We start from the raw sequence: 17,175 nt of genomic DNA on the forward strand, positions 1-17,175 counted from the left end.
CCGGGGATGGCTGATTCAGGACATGGCGTCCATCAGCAGGTGGCGGTCGGGGCCGCCCAGTCGGCGCGGTCGTTGTAGCCGCCGTCGCCGGCGTCGCCGACGACCAGGTCGAGCACGCGGACGCCGGTCAGGTCGACGTCGACCTGCTTCGGGTCGTCGCGGCCGACGGTGCCGCTGTCGTACAGAACCTTGCCGTCACCAACGACCTGGAAGGTGGACGTGCCACCGTCCGGACCGACGTTGCGGACGGCGTCGTCGATGCCGACGGTCGCGGTGAACCGGCTGCACTGCTGCCCGACGTAGTACCGGACCAGCGACGGCGAGGCGACGCCGATGCCCGTCTCGTACGTCTGGCCGACCAGGCTGATCGGCGACCCGCCGCCGACGGACTGGTCGACGGTCGGCGTCATCCAGCCGGACGTCGCGGTGATCCAGTCGTGGTGCGACAGCTGCGCGGTGCCCGACGGCGGCTCTGGCGCGACCACGACCGGCGAGACCGTGGTCTGGTTCTGCCCGCCGTACCCGATCGCCTCGTACGACGTACGCGCCGTCAGCGCGGCGTTACCCGGCGCCGCGCCCGCCGGCAGCTTCGCGGTGAACGCGAACGTGAACTGCTGACCCGGCGCGACCAGGACCGGCGGCTTGGTCAACGACTTGATCGTCCACCCGGTGCCACCGGCAAGCGTCGCGGCCGGCTTCAGGACGGGCAGGATCCCGTCGTTGCGAACGGCAACCTCGACCCGGAGCTCGTCGCCACCGGCAACCACCGGTGCGGCGTCGGCGGGCTGCGTCGCGTTGCCGACCTTGGTCACCGTCGGGATCCCGGCGGTGACGTGCGGGACGCCCGGCAGACCGCGGGCCGGCTCGACCCGGAACAGCGCCGTACCGTGCGCCGGAACCGCGGCGCTGATCGTGCCCGCGCTCTCGGTGACCTTGTTGGTCCACGCGTTCTTCAGCGTGAAGCGACCGCCACCAAGCCCAACGGCCTTAGCCGTAGTGGTCAGCGTCTTCGCGCTGTCGCCACGGTTCAGCAGGACGACCGCGCGACCACCGTCGGCGAGCCGCTTGACCCACGTCTCCGTCGTACCGGCCGCACCGACGCGCACGGCCTGGACGACCGCCTTGTCCTGGTTGATCGCGAGCACGTCAGGATCGGTCAGCGTCGCGATCGACGTGGCGCTCAGCTTGCGGACGTCGCTGCCGATGATCAGCGGTGCCGCGGCGACGGCCCACAGCGTCATCTGGCTGCGGAACTCCTCGTCGGACATGCCCAGCTCCGGCGCGAGGTAGTCGGGATCGTTGAAGGCGCCGGGCCGGACGACCTCCGGGTGCCGGGCGTTCGCGTCGTAGTTGCGCAGGACGTCCTTGTACTTGATGTCGAACACGAAGCCGACGTCGGTGTAGGTCCGCCACGACTGCGCGATGTCCGGCGCGTAGGTCCAGGAGTTGATCGACTGCTGCGACTCGGGGTAGTTGCCCCAGTCCGGCGAGGTGACCGGGTTGCACAGGTTGAAGATCATCGGGCGCTTGCTCGCGTTGTTGCGCAGCGCCTTGGCGAACTCGGTGAACGCGGTCTTCGGGTCGAGGTCGGCGGCGATCCCGCAGAGGAAGTCGACCTTCACGGCGTCGAAGCCCAGCGCGGCGAACTGGTCGGCGTCGTGCTGGTAGTAGCCGCCGCCGCTGCCCAGACCGCACTTGCCCGGGATGAACGGACCGGCGTCGGTGTAGATGCCGGCCTTCAGGCCCTTGCCGTGGATGTAGTCGACCAGCGACTTCAGGCCGCTGGGGAACTTGGCCGGGTTGGCGACCAGGTCGCCCTCAGGACTGCGGGACTGGTCGGCCTGCCAGCCGCCGTCCAGCCAGACGATGTCGTAGCCGGCCTTGGCGAGCCCACGGCTCACGATCGAGTCGGCGACGGACTTGACGGTGTCCTCGGTGAAGTCACCACCGAGACCGAAGTACGTGTTCCAGCCCTGGTACGGCGTGGGGCTGAGCACCGGGGCCGCCGCGGCGGCAGGCACTGCCGCGGCGGGAACGGTCGCGGTCACGAGCGAAGCGGACACCAGGGCCGCCGCGATCAGACCGCCGAGCAGAGCGGAAAGTCGTTTCACGCTGTCTTCCTTTGCTGCCTAGTGATGACGGGCGGGTCAGTCGAGGGGTTCGACGACCAGGCAGTGCGAGTCGGCGCCCTCGGGGCTGACACCGACCTCCAGCAGGTAGCTCCCCGGGTGGATCTCTTCGCCCACCCGGTAGTTCTTCGACGGGTCCAGACCGGCCAGCCGGACCCGGCGAGGGCGGGTCGGCAGGGTGCCGCGGACGTTGGTGTCGCCTGTGTCCCAGAGGAAGACGATCGACTGATCCGCACCGTTGTACTGCAGACCTTGGTCCAGGAAGTAGACGGTGCCGTGGGCAACTGTTTCGCGGATCTGCCGGTACTCGAGGACGTGGCGGCGGGCGGTGGTGAGTTGTTCGTCAGACCATCGCGAGAGGTCCGCGCCGATGCCGAGGCCGCCGGCCATCGCGACGTGGAAGCGGAAGTCGAGCGACCGCTCGCGGCCGTCGTGGGTGCCCTCGGCATCGGTCACCCACGAGCTCATCAGGTGCGGCGACCAGCCGGTCAGGAACCCACGCTGGATCTTCAGCCGGTCCAGCGGTGCCGTGTTGTCGCTCGGCCAGAGCGTGTCGACCCGCGCGGCCATGCCGAGATCGACGCGCGCGCCACCGCCCGCGCAGCCCTCGACGAACACCCGCGGGTGCTGCTCGCGCAGCCGGTCGAGGATCTTGTACAGGTTCGCCACCACGAGCCCGTCGAGATCACGCCGCCGGTCCCCCGCGTCCAGCCGGGCCCGGTTCGCGTCCCACTTCAGGTACGTGATGTCGTACGACGTCAGCAGGGAATCGAGCGTCTGCCAGATCCACTCCGTCACGTCGTCCCGGCTCAGGTCCAGCAGCCACTGGTTCCGGATCTGCACCGGCTCGCGGCCCGCGGTCCGCAGTACCCACTCGGGATGCTTCGCCGCCAGCTCGGAGCCAGGACTGATCGCCTCCGGCTCGACCCACAGCCCGAAGTCCAGCCCCAGCTCACCCAGGTCGCCGATGAACGTGTCGAGCCCGCGCGGGAAGACGGCCGGATCGACCTCCCAGTCCCCCAGCGCCGAGCGGTCGTCGTTCCGCCCGACGAACCAGCCGTCGTCGACGACGAACAGCTCAGCCCCGACGTCAGCCGCTCGCTGCGCCAGCTCCAACTGGTGCTCGGCCCGGATGTCGAACTCGGTCGCGAACCAGGAGTTGTACAGCACCCGCCGCGGCAGGTCCCGCGCCAACGACCGCTGGTAGGCGTGGAAGACCCGGGCCAGCCCGTCGGGACCTTCGGTACTGCAACCGCCGACGGCCACCGGGGAGACCCAGGACGCTCCCGGGGCAAGGGCGAGGCCGAAGCTGGACGGAGCCCGGCCCGCCTGGATCCGGGTCTGCCCGGTGGTGTCGACGTCCGCGCTCAACCGCCAGTCTCCGGACCACGCCAGCTGAACGCCGTACGTGGTACCGGCCGGATCGCCGGCGTCGCTCACGGACAGGAACGGTGAGTACGAGTGGCCGGTGATGCCCTGCCGACTGTCGACGGTGAACCGCCCACGCCGCAGGGTCACCGACTCCTGCTGGAACTCGCTGTTCCACTCGCCCCACAGCGACCGGATCACCGCGCCCTCGGACGTCGGGATCACGAACCCGGCCGAGTCGTGCTCGTGCAGCCGCAGCTCGTCGGGGCCGTCGTTGTGCACGGCAACCCACCGCTCGACGACGTCCAGATCAGCCGGCATCCGGTAGTGCAGGACGACGCGCACCGACCGCAGCGGGTCGGCGAACGTCAGCTCCAGCTCGTCCTCGTCCTGGACGGCGTCGACGAACACCGGCCGGCACTCGTCACTCCCGTCCGGACCGCTCACGACCAGCTCGGTCGGACTCGTGTAGCGCACACCTCGTACGGCGTACTCGAGCGGCTCGATGTCGGCCCGCGGCAGGAAGTGCTCGGTCCCGACCGGCTCGGTCACCGATGGGCCGTCGGCAACGGCTTCCGGGCCCCAGGCAACGAGCGACGCCCACTGACCGTGCTCCGGTACAGCCACGACGTACGCCGTACTGGCGCCATGCAACGTCCATCGGGTCACTTGACCGCTCCGATCGCCAGCCCACCGACGAAGTGCTTCTGGAACCGCAGGAACACCGCGACCGTCGGCACCGCCGCGATCACCGTGCCGGCCGCGATCACGTTCCACGACGAGACGAACAGCCCCTGCAGCCCGAGCAGCGCCGGCGTGACCGGCATCTTGTCGCCGGACCGGATCACCGTGATCGACCAGAGCAGGTCGTTGAAGATCCACGTGAACGACAGTGCGCCGAGGGCGGCCAGTGCGGGCCGGGTCAGCGGCAGGATCACGCTCAGGAAGATCTTGCCCGGACCGGCGCCGTCGATCGTCGCGGCCTCCTGGATCTCCTTCGGCAGGTCACGCATGAAGCCGTGCAGCACGAAGGTGTAGAAGCCCAGCCCGAAGCCGACGTGCACGGCGATCAGCGCGATCAACGTGTCGTAGTACCCGATCAGCTCGACGAACCGCGAGATCGGGATCAGCAGGATCTGCGGCGGCAGCAGGTTGCCCATCAGCATCAGCATCAGGACGGTCCGGCGGAAGGGGATGTTGTACCGGGCCAGTCCGTACGCCGCGATCGAGGCGAGTCCGAGACTCAACAGCACCGCCGGGATGGTGACCAGCAGACTGTTGACCAGGGCCCGGAACTCCTCCGCGTCCTGCCAGGCCTGCACGTACGTCGAGAACGTGAACGAGTGCGGCAGCGAGCCGAGCCCGTTGGCCGCGACGTCGTCGAAGCTGCGGAACGAGATCACGATCACCCAGAGGATCGGCGCGACCCACAGCAACGAGACCAGGCCCATCGACAGGTGGTACCCGCCGGTCTTCAGACGGTTGCTCATGTCTCCTCCCGGAAGGCACGGATCAGGTAGCCGAGGATGACCGCGAGCGCGAGCAGGAAGATCACCACGGCGATCGCGGAGGCGTAGCCCAGCTGAGTGGACTGGAACGCGGTCGAGTACATGTACGTGCTGAGCAGCTCCGAGGAGTGGTACGGGCCGCCCTTGGTCATCGACCAGACGATGTCGAACGACCGCAGCGAGTCGATCACGATCACCGACAGCACGACCGAGTTCACGCCCTTGAGCTGCGGGATCGTCACGTACCGGGTGCGTTGCCAGGCCGACGCGCCGTCCACCCGGGCCGCTTCGTACAGCGCCGGGTCGACCGCTTTCAGACCGGCCAGGTAGAGCACCATCACGTAGCCGATCTGCCGCCAGAGCGCGGGCAGGATCACGGCGTACAGAGCGGTGTCGGGATCGGCCAGCCACGGTCGGACCAGGTCGCCGAGACCGACGCCGCGCAGGACCGAGTCGACCAGACCGTCCGGCTGGTAGAAGACCCGCCAGATCAGCGCGGTGACGACCAGCGAGAAGACGACCGGCGTGAACAGCGCGGCCCGGTAGATGCCGACGCCGCGGCGTTCCTTCTGCAGCAGCAGGGCCATCCCGAAGCCGCCGGCGACGCTGAGGCCGCCGAACAGGACGAGCCAGATCGCGGTGTTCTTCAGCGCCGTACGGAAGATCGGGTCCGAGACCATGGCGTGGAAGTTGCCGAGGCCGACGAACGACGGGGCGGACAGGCCGTCCCAGTTGGTCAGGGACAGCCAGAACCCTTGCAGGGCAGGCCAGAACACCCAGACCGCCTCGACCGCGAACGGCACGAAGACGAAGGCGAGGATCAGCGGCGAGACCCCCAGCGACCGGCGCTTGGCCGACCGCCGGGAGGTCTTCACCTCGATGGCTGAAGCAGTCACGCCTTGAAAACCTTCGTCGCCGCGGCCTGCCAGTCCTTGAGGATCTGGTCGAGCTGGTCAGGCTTGTCCATGAACTTGGTCAGCGCCGCGTCGGCGGTCGGCTGCAGCGCGTCGCTGGAGTCGCGGTTGAAGAACTGGGTCAGCTCGGCCGCGCCCTCGAGCATCGCCTTGCCCTTGCGCACGTACGGCGTGTCCGCGAACTTGCCGTCCGGGTTGGCCGGCAGCACGGTGCCCGACGAGTTGTCGATGTAGATGTTCTGCGCCTCGGCCGTGGCCATCCAGGTCAGGAACTTCTTCACCGCCTCCGGGTCCTTGGCCTTCTTGCTGGCGAAGTAGCCGTCGGTCGGTGCCTCCTCGGCGACCGGCACGTTCGGGTCGATGATCGGGAACTGGAAGAAGTCGATGTCGTCGAGCGCGTCCTTCGGGGCGCTGTCGGCGAAGAACGTGCCGATCAGGAACATCCCGGTCTTGCCTCCCAGCAGCGCCGAGGTCGCCTCCTGGAACGGGAACGACTTGCCCTTGGGATCGAAGTACGGGAGCACCTCGCGCCACTTGGTGAAGACCGCCTTCACCTTCGGGTCGGTGAAGTCGCCCTTGCCGGCCAGCAGGTCGCGGTGGAACGGCGCGCCGTTGATCCGGATGTTCAGGTAGTCGAACCAGGCCGACGCCACCCACGGGGTGTCGCCCAGGCCGATGCCGATCGCCGGCACGCCCTGGGCCTGGATCTTCTTGCAGACCTCGAGGAACTCGGCCCAGGTCTTCGGCGGCGTGACGCCCCACTTGGCGAAGTTCGACTTGCGGTAGTGCACGCCCCACCAGTAGTTGCTGGTCGGCACGAAGACCTTCTGGCCGGCCGCGCTGGTGGACAGCGTCTGCAGCGACTTGGGGTAGTTGCCCATCGTGTCCCAGACGCTGGTGATGTCGAGCAGCAGGTCCTTCTCGGCGTACGAGTTGGCCACCGAACCGGCGTACCAGGTGTACAGGTCCGGCGGGTTGGCCGAGGTCAGGTACGTCGGCAGCTGGGTCCGGAAGATCTCCGAGGCCACCGTGTTCAGCTTGACCGTGCTGCCGCCGGTCTTGTTGTAGGCCTCGACCAGCTTCTCCATCGCGACCTTGGCCTGCTCGGCCGACAGGTTCGACTGCAGCGCGAGCTCACCGGTCGCGGAACCGCCGCCGCTGCCGCCGCCCGAGGTCGAAGTGGCGCACCCGGGCACCAGGGCCGCGGCCCCGAGTACTCCGAGACCCTTGAGGAACGTCCGCCGATCAGGTGCCATCACTGCTCCAGTGCGCTGAGTGGTCCGTTGTGCTTGCTGCGGACGATCTTGCGGCGGCGATGTCGAGGGTGTCAATATTAATTCGTAAATTATTGAGAAACCGGTTGACGCGAAGCGCTGCTCGCGGTCAACTAATGCAACGTGCATCGTCGAAAGGAACACTTACGTGCAGGTGATCGTGGTGACCGGCGCTGCTACAGGGATCGGTGCGGCCTGTGTGGAGCGCCTGCTCACGGACGGCGACGCCGTCGTCCAGGTGGACCTCCAGCCGTGCAAGGAGATCCCAGGTCGCGCGATCGCCGTGGTCGGTGACGTCTCGGCGCCCGACACGTGGGCCGAGGTGCTGTCCCGCGGGCGCGACGAGCTCGGACCGATCAGCGGGCTGGTCAGCAACGCGTACACGGTCGACGTCCGGCCGGCGCACGAGCTTGCGCCGGCATCGTGGCAGCGACAGCTCGACGTGAACCTGACTGCTGCGTTCCTCGGCTTTCGGACTCTGTACGACGACTTGGCGGCCGCTGAGGGTTCGGTGGTGCTGGTGTCGTCGGTGCACGCGGTCGCGGGGATCCCCGGCCACCCGGCATACGCGGCCACGAAGGGCGCGCTGGTCGCGCTCGGTCGGCAGTTGGCCGTCGAGTACGGCGGGTCGATCCGGGTGAACACCGTGCTTCCCGGCCCGGTCGACACGGCCGCCTGGGACCGGGTCAGTGCCGAGGGCAAGGAGCAGAGTGCCCGGGCGACCGCGATCGGACGGCTCGGCCGGCCCGACGAGGTCGCGGCGGCGATCGCGTTCCTGCTGTCGGACCAGGCGTCGTTCGTGACCGCGGCGACCCTCGCGGTCGACGGCGGCTGGACGGCGAAGAAGGATTCGGCGTGAGCAGGCGTGCAGTGGGTATGACGACGATGACCAGGGTGATGGGGAGAGCGGCGTGACGGGGATTCAGCGAGGGATGTCGCGGGGACTGCACGGGCAGATCGTCGAGGTGATGGCGCAGCGCATCCTGTCGGGGCAAATCGCCGAGGGCGCGACGATCAACGTGCCCGACCTGCAGGCCGATCTCGGCGTCAGCCTGACCGCCGTACGGGAAGCCCTGAAGGTGCTGACCGCGAAGGGGCTGGTCGACGCGCGGCAGAAGCGCGGCACGTTCGTCCGGCCGCGCTCGGACTGGAACCTGCTCGACGCCGACATGATCCGCTGGCACTTCGACGACGACGTACGGCCCGAGCTGCTCGAGGAGCTGCACGAGGTCCGCGGCATCGTCGAGCCGGCCGCGGCGCGACTGGCCGCGATCCGTGCCGACGACGCCAATCTGGCCGCGCTCGACACCGCGCTGGCCGCGATGGCCTCGGCGACCGACGACATCTCCGCGGCCGAGGCCGACGTGGCCTTCCACAAGGCGCTGCTGGCGTCGACCGGTAACGAGCTGCTGACCAAGATGGAGGTCATCATGGAGACCGGTCTGGCCGGCCGTGACCGGTTGGTGCACAAGGCGAAACCGTCCGACGACCCGGTCCCGAGTCACCAGCGGGTGGTCGAGGCCGTCCGCGCCGGCGATCCCGAGGGCGCCGAACTGGCGATGCGGGAGCTGCTGGCGAAGGCCGCCGAGGACCTGTCCGACGTACGGAAGAAGCCTGGCACCGCTCGGGGTCGCAGGTGAAGATCGAGCGGATCGAGACGTTCCTGGTCCCGCCGCGCTGGCTGTTCTGCCGGATCGAGACCAGCGACGGCGTCGTCGGCTGGGGCGAACCGGTGGTCGAGGGCCGCGCCGAGGTCGTGCGGACCGCGATCGAGGTGCTGTCGGAGTACCTGATCGGCCAGGACCCGCTGCAGATCGAGCGGCACTGGCAGATCCTGAGCAAGGGCGGCTTCTACCGCGGCGGACCGGTGCTGAGCAGCGCGGTCGCGGGCCTGGACCACGCGCTGTGGGACATCGCGGGCAAGGTGTACGGCGCTCCGGTGTCATCGCTGCTCGGCGGCCGGGTGCGGGACCGGGCGCGGGTGTACGCGTGGGTCGGTGGTGACGAGCCGGGCGAGATCGCGGAGCAGGTCGCCGAGCAGGTCGCGGCCGGGATGACCGCGGTGAAGATGAACGCGAGCGGACTGATCCAGCCGTCGCCGTCGCGGGCCGACATCGTCGGGATCGTGGATCGGTTGGCGGCCGCGCGGTCGGTGCTCGGGGATTCGCTGGATGTCGCGATCGATCTGCACGGGCGGGTCGGGGTCGCTGGGGCTCGGCGGATTCTGCATGCGGTCGAGGATCTGCACCCGTTGTTCGTCGAGGAGCCGGTGCTGCCTGAGCATCTCCGTCATCTGCCGTCGATCGTGGATGGATCGACGGTGCCGATCGCCTTGGGCGAACGGCTTTACAGCCGGTCGGAGTTCTTGCCTGCCTTGGATGCTGGGGTTGCTGTGGTGCAGCCGGATGTGTCGCATGCGGGTGGGATCTCGGAGCTGCGGCGGATCGCTTCGCTGGCGGAGTCGCATGGTGCGTTGTTCGCACCGCACTGCCCGCTGGGGCCGATCTCGCTGGCGGCGTCGTTGCAGGTTTCGTTCGCTACGCCGAACTTCCTGATCCAGGAGCAGAGTCGCGGGATTCATTACAACGTGGCGAACGATCTCACGTCGTACGTGGTGGACCCGGCGCCGTTCACGTGGGTGGACGGGCATGCGGAGTACAACCCGCTGCCGGGGCTGGGGATCACGGTCGACGAGGCCGCCGTACGGGCTGCTGATCAGAAGGGTCACGCCTGGCGTAACCCCCTGTGGGCGCACGAGGACGGGTCCTTCGCCGAATGGTGAGCGCGACCGTTGGCGTCGACCTGACGGACGGTGGCCGGTGGAACTCCTTGCAGCTCGCCGGTCGCGAGTGGCTGTGGTCGGGGCCGGGGCTGGTGTCCGGGCCTCGGACCGGGGATGTCGCCTTCACCGATGCCGGTGGGCTGGACGAGTGCTTTCCGACCGTCCGCGGCACGCCTGACCATGGCGGGTTGTGGAACCAGGTGTGGAGCGCGGACGGCGAGTGGGATGTGGTTCGGTGGGGCGAGGCGGAGCTGCGCCGCCGGATGAACGGCGGCGAGCGCCCGGTGGATGTCGTCGGCGGGCCGGCGGGTGTCGTCTGGGCGGACTATTTGTTGACGGCTCCGGCGGGTTACCGGTTTGTGTGGGCGGCGCATGCGTTGCTCGACTGTGCTGTGGGTGCGTCTGTTCGTGTTCCGGAGGGGACCGGTTGCCGGCTCTATCCGGATGCCGGTCCTTGGGTCGCGGGTGCTTGGTCTGCTTCCCTGGGGACCTACGGGCCGACTGATGGGACCGCTGTTGGGGCTGTTCTCTCTTGCTCGTCTGCCGCTGTTCGCGATCGTGGGCTGGAGCTGACCTTCGACTTGAGTTGCCCTGGGCAACCTGTTTCGACGGCCCTGTGGCGCAACCTCGGCGGGTTCCCGGAGGGCGCGCCGTACCGGAGCCTGGGCGTGGAGCCGATGCTCGGGCGGGTGTTCGGGCTGGACGAGGCCGGGCCAGGTGATGCCGCCGTGGTGCCTGCCGGCGGCGAGCTGGCCTGGCGGCTGGTTGTGTCCGCCAGGCCGGTGTGATGTCAGCCGAGCGGCAGGTCGAGTACGGCGTTCGGGACCGTGGCGACGTTGCTCGTACGGATGCTGCCGATCTCGGCGACCGTGAGCGCGCGCTTGTAGATCCGGACCTCGTCGAGCGAGCCGTCGAGATGGTGCGCGCCGTCGAGCCGCTGACCGACGTACATCTTGAACGGACGTCCCGGGCTGATCGACCCAGTGGGCGCCGACGTACTGGCGACCTGGGCACCGTCGACCCACAAGCTCAGGGCGCCGGCCTTCCGTTGCAGCGCGACGTGATGCCAGGCGTTGTCGTTGTAGGCCTTCGTCGAGGCGACCGCCGCCGTGCTGCCGTTGACGGTGATCAGTCCGCGGATGCGCTGGTCGGCCGGCTCGGCGCGCAGCCAGAACTGCGAGAACTCGTTGATCCCGTAGCCCCAGAAGATCGCCTGCGGCGCCGTGCTCGCGCCGTACTTGAGCCAGGTCATCGCGGTGAAGTCACCCGAGCCGAGCGCGAGCGATTCGGCGTACGGGAGCTGGATCGCGTCGTCGCTGCCGTCGAGATCGCGGGCCTGACCGAACTTGCCCGCGACAGCCGTCGTACCGCCGCGCAGGTAGCTGTTGTTGCCCAACCCGGAGACGTCCGGTGTGGTCGTCCCGCTCGCACCGTCCGGGTGGCCGATGTCGGTCTCGGTGAACCGCGCGAACCGGACCTGATCCCGCGCGTCGACCGTCCCGCCCTCGTACAGCAAGCCGATCTCGCCGGTGTCGAGGACCGCCATGTCCGAGTAGCCGGACCAGTCGCTGGTGATGCGCGTGCCCTGGGCAACGGTCTGCCAGGTCTTGCCCTCGTCGAAGCTCGACCTAATGGTCAGGTACCGGCGCCGCTCGGGATCAGCAGGCGAGGCGAACAGGATCCGGTTGTACTTCGCGCCCTGATCCGTTGCTCTGAGTCTTTGCAGCGAGCCCTGCACGGTCGGCGTGGTCAGACCGAGGATCGACGTGTACGGCGCTGCGTAGGTCTGCCCACCGTCGTTGCTGACGGCAAAGGCACGACTGTTGCCTCCGCTACCACCGTTGTTGCGGGCACCGGCATAGATGCCGCCATCAACCTTCTCCACGACGCTGATCTCCTGCGGCACCAGCGCATCCGACCGCAGATCGGTCGCGCCCTTGTGCCAGGTGTCGCCGCTGTCGTCGCTGTAGACGAGCTGCCCGGCATGCTTGCCGCCGACGTCGTAGTTCGTCCCGGCCACCAGCCGACCCTTGTGCGTGCCGCGCGTCAACTGGATCCCGTGCACCGGCCCGGTCGCGTACCAGCCCCAGCTGGGGTCGTCGATCTGCGCACCGATGCTGCGCGCCTTGCTGAACGTCAGCCCGTCGTCCTCGCTGAACTGCACGTACGGCGTCCGCGGGCGGTCGGTTCCGGTCCCCGGATCCATCGTCGTGAGCAGCACGATCCGGCCGGTTTCGTAGTCGACGATCGGCGTCGGATTGCCGCGGGTCGCGACGGCGTTCGGGTCTGTGTCGGTGCCGGAGAGGACGATCTTCTGCGCCGACCAGGTGCGGCCGTCGTCGGTGGAGCGACGCATCACCAGGTCGATCTCCTGGGAGTCGGCGCAGTAGGTCCGGCGGGCCTCGGCGAAGGCGAGCAGGGTGCCGGCCTTGGTGCGGACGATGGCGGGGATGCGGTAGCAGCCGTAGCCGGCGCCGCCTTTGTCGAACAGTACGGTCTGGGTGATCGCGGTTGGTTGGTTGACTGCCTGGGGCTGGGTCGCTTGGGATTGGGCGGTCGCTTGGGTTTGGGTCAGTACGGCCGGGAGCAGCAGCGTGACGGCGAGGAGGCGGAGGGATTTGGGCACGGGATGTCCTGCCTTCCGGGTGAACGGAAAGTAAACAACGGGGCGGATGCCTACTTGGGTAACTTTTCTCCAGTTATCTGACAACTGCAAGACCCTGGACCGGATCAACTAGCGTTTGAGCTTTGGAGGACACATGGATCTGCTGGCCGAACTGCGGCGCCGGAAGGTGCTCGCGATCATCCGCGCGGACGGACCGGACCGCGCCCTGGACTGCATCCGGACGCTCGTCGGCGCCGGGATCAACACCCTCGAGGTCTCACTGACCACCCCCGGCGGCGCCGAGGCGATCGCGAAGGCGCGATCGGAGTTCGACCCGTCGGTGCTGATCGGCGCCGGTACGGTCGTCACCGCCGCCCAGGCCGACGAGGTCGCCGCCGCGCGCGCGGGCTTCGTCGTCACGCCCGCGATCACCCAAGGCGCCCACCGCAGCGTCGAACTCGGCCTGCCGCTGCTCTGCGGTGCCCTCACCCCCACCGAGGTCGTCGCCGCCCTGGACCTGGGCGCTCTAGCGGTGAAGATCTTCCCCGCCAAGGTCTACGGCCCCAGCTACTTCCGCGAGCTCCGCGCGCCTCTCCCCCACGCCCCACTCATCGCCGTCGGCGGAGTAGACGCCGCCATCACCCCGGAGTACCTCGCCGCCGGCGCCCTGGCGGTCGGCGTAGGTTCCCCACTCCTAGGCGACGCCGGCACCGGCGGCTCCCAGCAGGAGTTGGCCACCCGAGCCAAGGACTTCCTCAAGGCGGTCGCCGATGCCTGAGGTTCTCACTCTGGGGGAAACGATGGTCTCCCTTCGGACCCGGGCAGCCATGCGGCTCGGCGGGGAAGCCCATCTGTCGATCGCCGGCTCCGAGAGCAACGTCGCCATCGGACTCGCCCGCCTCGGACACCAGGCCGCCTGGCTCGGTGCCGTCGGCAACGACGAACCCGGTCGCCTGATCCACCGCACCCTGCGCGCCGAGGGCGTCAGTACGTCGTACGTTCGCTTCTCCGACACCGACTTCACCGGGTTCATCGCGTTCGACCAGCCCGCGCACGACATCACCCGCGTCAGCTACCACCGCCGCGGCTCGGCCGGCTCCACGCTCACCCCCGACGAGTGCACCACGGCGATCACCAGCGCGGCCCCGAAGCTGCTCCACCTGACCGGCATCACCCCCGCCCTCTCGGACACCGCCCGCGCCGCCACGCTCGCCGCCGCCAAGGCCGCGACCGGCGTACAGGTCTCCCTGGACGTCAACTACCGCGGTCGCCTCTGGTCCCGCACCGAAGCAGCTGCTTGCCTCAAGCAACTACTCCCCCACGTCCACACCGTCTTCGCCTCCGAGGACGAGCTCGACCTCCTCACCGACGCCACCGACCCGGTCGCCGCCCTACTCGAAAGCGGCATCACCGAGGTCGTCGTCACCGCCGGCGGCAAAGGCGCCTGGTCCCACACCCCCGACGGCACCCTCCACCAGCCGGCCCTCCCCGTCACCGTCGTCGACAGCATCGGCGCCGGCGACGCCTTCGTCTCCGGCTACCTGTCGGCCACCCTCGACAACCTCACCCCCGACCAACGCCTCACCCGAGCCACCACCTCAGGAGCCTTCTGCGTCGGCGGCTACGGCGACTGGGAGTCCCTCCCCACCCGCGAAGACCTGACCCTCATCACCCACACCCACGGCACCGCCCTCCGCTAACCCACCCCAACCAGCAGCCCCCAGCAAGCGGTCGCATGGCGCCTCCAGGTCGGCATGCACCTGCACCTGCACCAGCACCAGCACCAGCACCAGCACCAGCACCAGCACCAGCAAGCCTCCCCTCCACCGCCACCCTGAGCACTCACCAGCCGCATCCGCTCGCCCCCGCCGACCGGACGGTGCATCACGCGCGACCTCACGACAGGACAGCTAACACCCGAGCCGAGCCCCGGCCAGCTGCCGACTGCACTCCAACCTCACGACCGCCCCCGCACATCGCGCCACTCGTCGAACTAGGCGTCAGTCAACAAGCCTCCACCGACGGCCGCACCGAGCGGCGCAACGCACGGCGGGCTGGCACCGTGTCGGGTGCCAGGCAGCAAGCGGCGAGGCGAGCCCGCAAGCGAGGCCGGGTGTCGACTTGCGGGCGGCGCACCCCACGGCAGGCGGCAGGCGGCGGGCGGCGGGCGGCGGGCGAGGAATGTGCCGGTGCCGATGCCAGGCGCTGGTGCCGGTCGCCGGGGTGCGAGGTGCCGGATGCCGCGCGCCGTGCCGGGCGCCAGGTGGGGGATGCGGGGACCCCAGTGGCCGGGGAGCCGGGCGCGGGTGCCGGGCACAGGCACCCGGTGTGCGGAGAGCCGGACGGCCGGGCAGCAGCAGCGCCGCCCTGCGATTACCCAGGCTCGCTAGGCGCGGGGCTGGGCGGTGGAGGGGTTTACGCGCCCGGCGCCGGCTGCGGGAGGGGGCGGGCTGCGGTGGGTTGTAGGCCGTCGAAGGTGAGGGCCAGGTAGCGCTGCCAGATCTCCGGGGAGTCCGGGAGGGCGGGAGCGGCGGTCTGGTAGATGCCGGCCAGGAGGAGCATCACGTCCTGGCCGGTGATGTCGTTGCGTACGGCGCCTGCTTGGCGGGCGCGGTCGACGAGGGCCTCGACGGCCTCCTCGAGGCGGGCGATCTTCTTTCGGAGCACGGGGTGCTGGCGTACGGCGGCGCCTGCGGCTACGTCACAGAACGCCTGGTTGTGGACCTGGAGATCGATGCCTGCGGTCATGAAGGCGCGGAGGGCTTCGGCGGCGTCGTCGGCCTGAAGTAGGTCCTCGGTTTTGGCGACGAGGTCGTCGACCATCTCGTCGACGATCGCCGCGACCAACTCGTCCTTGTTCGCGAAGTGCCGGAAGACCGTGCCTTTGCCCAGGCCGGCGCTCGTCGCGATCTCGGCCACCGTCGCCTCGGTGCCGCGGACGGCGAACACGTCGCGCGCCGCGGTCATCAGCTGCGCGCGGCTGCGTACGGCGTCCGCCCGTTGCGGTCGATCCACTCTCTCCACGGCTCCAGCATACCTAAGTTGACCAAGCGGTCCGGTTAGGTATGCTGAAGCTAAACGGACCGCTTGGTCAGGTTAATCAGGAGAGGACAAGCAATGCAGTCACTGGAAGGCAAGGTCGCGCTCGTCACCGGAGCTTCGTCGGGCATCGGCGCAGCCGTCGCCACGGCCCTGGCGGCCGCCGGAGCGAACGTCGTCGCGGGCGCACGCCGTACGGACCGCCTGGCCGAGTTGGCCGGTGCAACCGCGGCCGGCCAAGCGGACCGCGTAGACGCCGACGTCGCGCCCAGGGCCACCCTCGGCGAGATCTACCCCGTCAAGCTCGACGTCACCGACGAGCAGTCCGTCCGGGACGCCGTCGCCGCCACGGTCGAGCGGTTCGGGCGGCTCGACATCGTGGTGAACAACGCCGGCGTGATGCTGGTCGGCGCGGTCCAGACCGCCGACACCAGCGAGTGGAACCGCATGGTCCAGACCAACCTGCTCGGCAGCATGTACGTCGCGCACGCCGCGCTCCCCTACCTGCTGGAGAGCAAGGGCACGATCATCCAGACGTCCTCGACCTCGGGCCGCTCGGCATCAGCAGGCAACGGCGCGTACGCCGCGACCAAGTTCGGCATCAACGCCTTCACCGAGGCCCTCCGCCAGGAGGTCACCGCGCAAGGCGTTCGCGTCGTGCAGATCGCCCCCGGCATGGTCGACACCGAACTCGCCACCCACGTCACTGACCCGGCAATCCTGGAGATGGCCGCAAAGCTCTACGCCTCGGTCCGCACCCTCCGCCCCGAGGACATCGCCGAGGCTGTTCTGTACGCCGTCAACCAGCCACCCCACGTCGCCGTGAACGAGATCCTCATCCGCCCGACCGACCAGGTCGCTTAGGGGGCGAGCCCATCCGGCACGGTCACCTGGATTTCGCGCCGGTACTTGTTGGCGCCGGGCACCGCCGACGGACCCCTGATGCCGAGCCCCGCCGACCGACCCCAGGGGCCGAGCCCAGCCGACGTCCCCTGGTGACGAACTCAGCCGAGGGGCTCTCCTGGCGCCGGATCCTCAGCAGGGAACAGGATCGGGCTCAGCAAATAGCGCTGGCGGTCGGCGGTGGCCTCGTTCGACAGCGCCGGCAGGATCGCGGCGCGCATGCCCTCGATCAGCGCGTTCAGCTCGTCGGGGCTCAGCCAGACAGCATGCTGGCGATACCCCACCAGATCCTCGACGGGGTTCGCCTGCTCGCGGTCGAGGTAGAGGTTGAACTCGGCAACCAGCACAGCCATCGCCGCAGCGAACCCCTGCCGGTGATCGTCCGCCGTCAGCGACGCGATCATCGCGGGGTCGATCGACGCCCGATCCGCTCGCAACCGGTACAACCGCTCGACCGCCCCGCGGACCCGGCGCTCCTCGGCCACCTCGAGCACTCCCCCGTCGGCGAGCAGCTCGACATGCCGGTACAGCGTCGCCTTCGACACGTCGGGGATGTACCCAGCCAGCTCAGCGGTCGTCAGTACGCGCCCACCCCGCAGCGCGTGCACCACCCGGAGCCGCACCGGATGCCCGAGCAGTTCCAACGGACCCAT

15 protein-coding genes are annotated in these 17,175 nt (G+C 69.2%); 7 read left to right on the plus strand and 8 right to left on the minus strand.

The window, feature by feature from the left end:
- Positions 1 to 32 precede the first annotated feature (32 nt).
- The 5 genes from ACYVIO_RS27050 to ACYVIO_RS27070 are packed head-to-tail and all read right to left on the minus strand — an operon-like array spanning position 33 to position 7,175.
- Positions 33 to 2,111, minus strand: a complete 2,079-nt coding sequence (locus ACYVIO_RS27050; RefSeq protein ID WP_460653715.1) for an NPCBM/NEW2 domain-containing protein — start codon at positions 2,109 to 2,111, stop codon at positions 33 to 35.
- A gap of 36 nt (positions 2,112 to 2,147) precedes the next feature.
- Complete coding sequence (locus tag ACYVIO_RS27055; RefSeq protein WP_460653716.1) at positions 2,148 to 4,166, minus strand: alpha-galactosidase; 2,019 nt, start codon at positions 4,164 to 4,166, stop codon at positions 2,148 to 2,150.
- The gene (locus tag ACYVIO_RS27060; protein WP_460653717.1) at positions 4,163 to 4,987 is read right to left on the minus strand and encodes a carbohydrate ABC transporter permease; all 825 of its coding nucleotides are present in this window, start codon (positions 4,985 to 4,987) and stop codon (positions 4,163 to 4,165) included. The genes ACYVIO_RS27055 and ACYVIO_RS27060 overlap by 4 nt, the downstream gene beginning before the upstream one ends.
- A complete protein-coding gene (locus ACYVIO_RS27065; RefSeq protein WP_460653718.1) occupies positions 4,984 to 5,901 on the minus strand; it encodes a carbohydrate ABC transporter permease in 918 nt (305 codons plus the stop codon). Before ACYVIO_RS27065 ends, ACYVIO_RS27060 begins: the two co-directional genes overlap by 4 nt.
- A complete protein-coding gene (locus tag ACYVIO_RS27070; protein WP_460653719.1) occupies positions 5,898 to 7,175 on the minus strand; it encodes an ABC transporter substrate-binding protein in 1,278 nt (425 codons plus the stop codon). The genes ACYVIO_RS27065 and ACYVIO_RS27070 overlap by 4 nt, the downstream gene beginning before the upstream one ends.
- Positions 7,176 to 7,341: 166 nt before the next feature.
- Here ACYVIO_RS27070 and ACYVIO_RS27075 point away from each other — a divergent pair, with 166 nt between their 5' ends.
- The 4 genes from ACYVIO_RS27075 to ACYVIO_RS27090 are packed head-to-tail and all read left to right on the plus strand — an operon-like array spanning position 7,342 to position 10,763.
- Positions 7,342 to 8,052 carry an SDR family NAD(P)-dependent oxidoreductase gene (locus ACYVIO_RS27075; RefSeq protein ID WP_460653720.1) on the plus strand — a complete coding sequence of 237 codons (711 nt, stop codon included), beginning with the start codon at positions 7,342 to 7,344 and terminating at the stop codon, positions 8,050 to 8,052.
- Positions 8,053 to 8,104: 52 nt separating this feature from the next.
- On the plus strand, positions 8,105 to 8,833 hold the full coding sequence (locus tag ACYVIO_RS27080) for a FadR/GntR family transcriptional regulator (RefSeq protein ID WP_460653721.1): 729 nt from the start codon (positions 8,105 to 8,107) through the stop codon (positions 8,831 to 8,833).
- Positions 8,830 to 9,975: a galactonate dehydratase gene (dgoD, locus tag ACYVIO_RS27085; protein ID WP_460653722.1), complete on the plus strand. Its 1,146-nt coding sequence runs from the start codon at positions 8,830 to 8,832 to the stop codon at positions 9,973 to 9,975. The genes ACYVIO_RS27080 and dgoD overlap by 4 nt, the downstream gene beginning before the upstream one ends.
- A complete protein-coding gene (locus ACYVIO_RS27090; protein ID WP_460653723.1) occupies positions 9,969 to 10,763 on the plus strand; it encodes a hypothetical protein in 795 nt (264 codons plus the stop codon). Before dgoD ends, ACYVIO_RS27090 begins: the two co-directional genes overlap by 7 nt.
- Positions 10,764 to 10,765: 2 nt before the next feature.
- On the opposite strand, the gene ACYVIO_RS27095 is transcribed toward ACYVIO_RS27090, so the two are convergent.
- Complete coding sequence (locus tag ACYVIO_RS27095; protein WP_460653724.1) at positions 10,766 to 12,601, minus strand: exo-alpha-sialidase; 1,836 nt, start codon at positions 12,599 to 12,601, stop codon at positions 10,766 to 10,768.
- 133 nt (positions 12,602 to 12,734) lie between these two features.
- On the opposite strand from ACYVIO_RS27095, the gene ACYVIO_RS27100 reads away from it, so the two are divergent.
- Both ACYVIO_RS27100 and ACYVIO_RS27105 read left to right on the plus strand, forming a co-directional pair.
- On the plus strand, positions 12,735 to 13,358 hold the full coding sequence (locus tag ACYVIO_RS27100) for a bifunctional 4-hydroxy-2-oxoglutarate aldolase/2-dehydro-3-deoxy-phosphogluconate aldolase (protein ID WP_460653725.1): 624 nt from the start codon (positions 12,735 to 12,737) through the stop codon (positions 13,356 to 13,358).
- A complete protein-coding gene (locus ACYVIO_RS27105; protein ID WP_460653726.1) occupies positions 13,351 to 14,280 on the plus strand; it encodes a sugar kinase in 930 nt (309 codons plus the stop codon). Before ACYVIO_RS27100 ends, ACYVIO_RS27105 begins: the two co-directional genes overlap by 8 nt.
- 715 nt (positions 14,281 to 14,995) lie before the next feature.
- On the opposite strand, the gene ACYVIO_RS27110 is transcribed toward ACYVIO_RS27105, so the two are convergent.
- A complete protein-coding gene (locus ACYVIO_RS27110; protein WP_460653727.1) occupies positions 14,996 to 15,604 on the minus strand; it encodes a TetR/AcrR family transcriptional regulator in 609 nt (202 codons plus the stop codon).
- A gap of 93 nt (positions 15,605 to 15,697) precedes the next feature.
- Between ACYVIO_RS27110 and ACYVIO_RS27115 the strand changes: the two genes are divergently transcribed.
- Positions 15,698 to 16,483, plus strand: a complete 786-nt coding sequence (locus tag ACYVIO_RS27115; protein WP_460653728.1) for an SDR family NAD(P)-dependent oxidoreductase — start codon at positions 15,698 to 15,700, stop codon at positions 16,481 to 16,483.
- Between the two features lie 140 nt (positions 16,484 to 16,623).
- Here ACYVIO_RS27115 and ACYVIO_RS27120 read toward each other — a convergent pair whose 3' ends face one another.
- Positions 16,624 to 17,175, minus strand: coding sequence for a helix-turn-helix domain-containing protein (locus ACYVIO_RS27120; RefSeq protein WP_460653729.1), 552 nt, complete (start codon positions 17,173 to 17,175; stop codon positions 16,624 to 16,626).

Source organism: Kribbella endophytica (assembly GCF_054781295.1).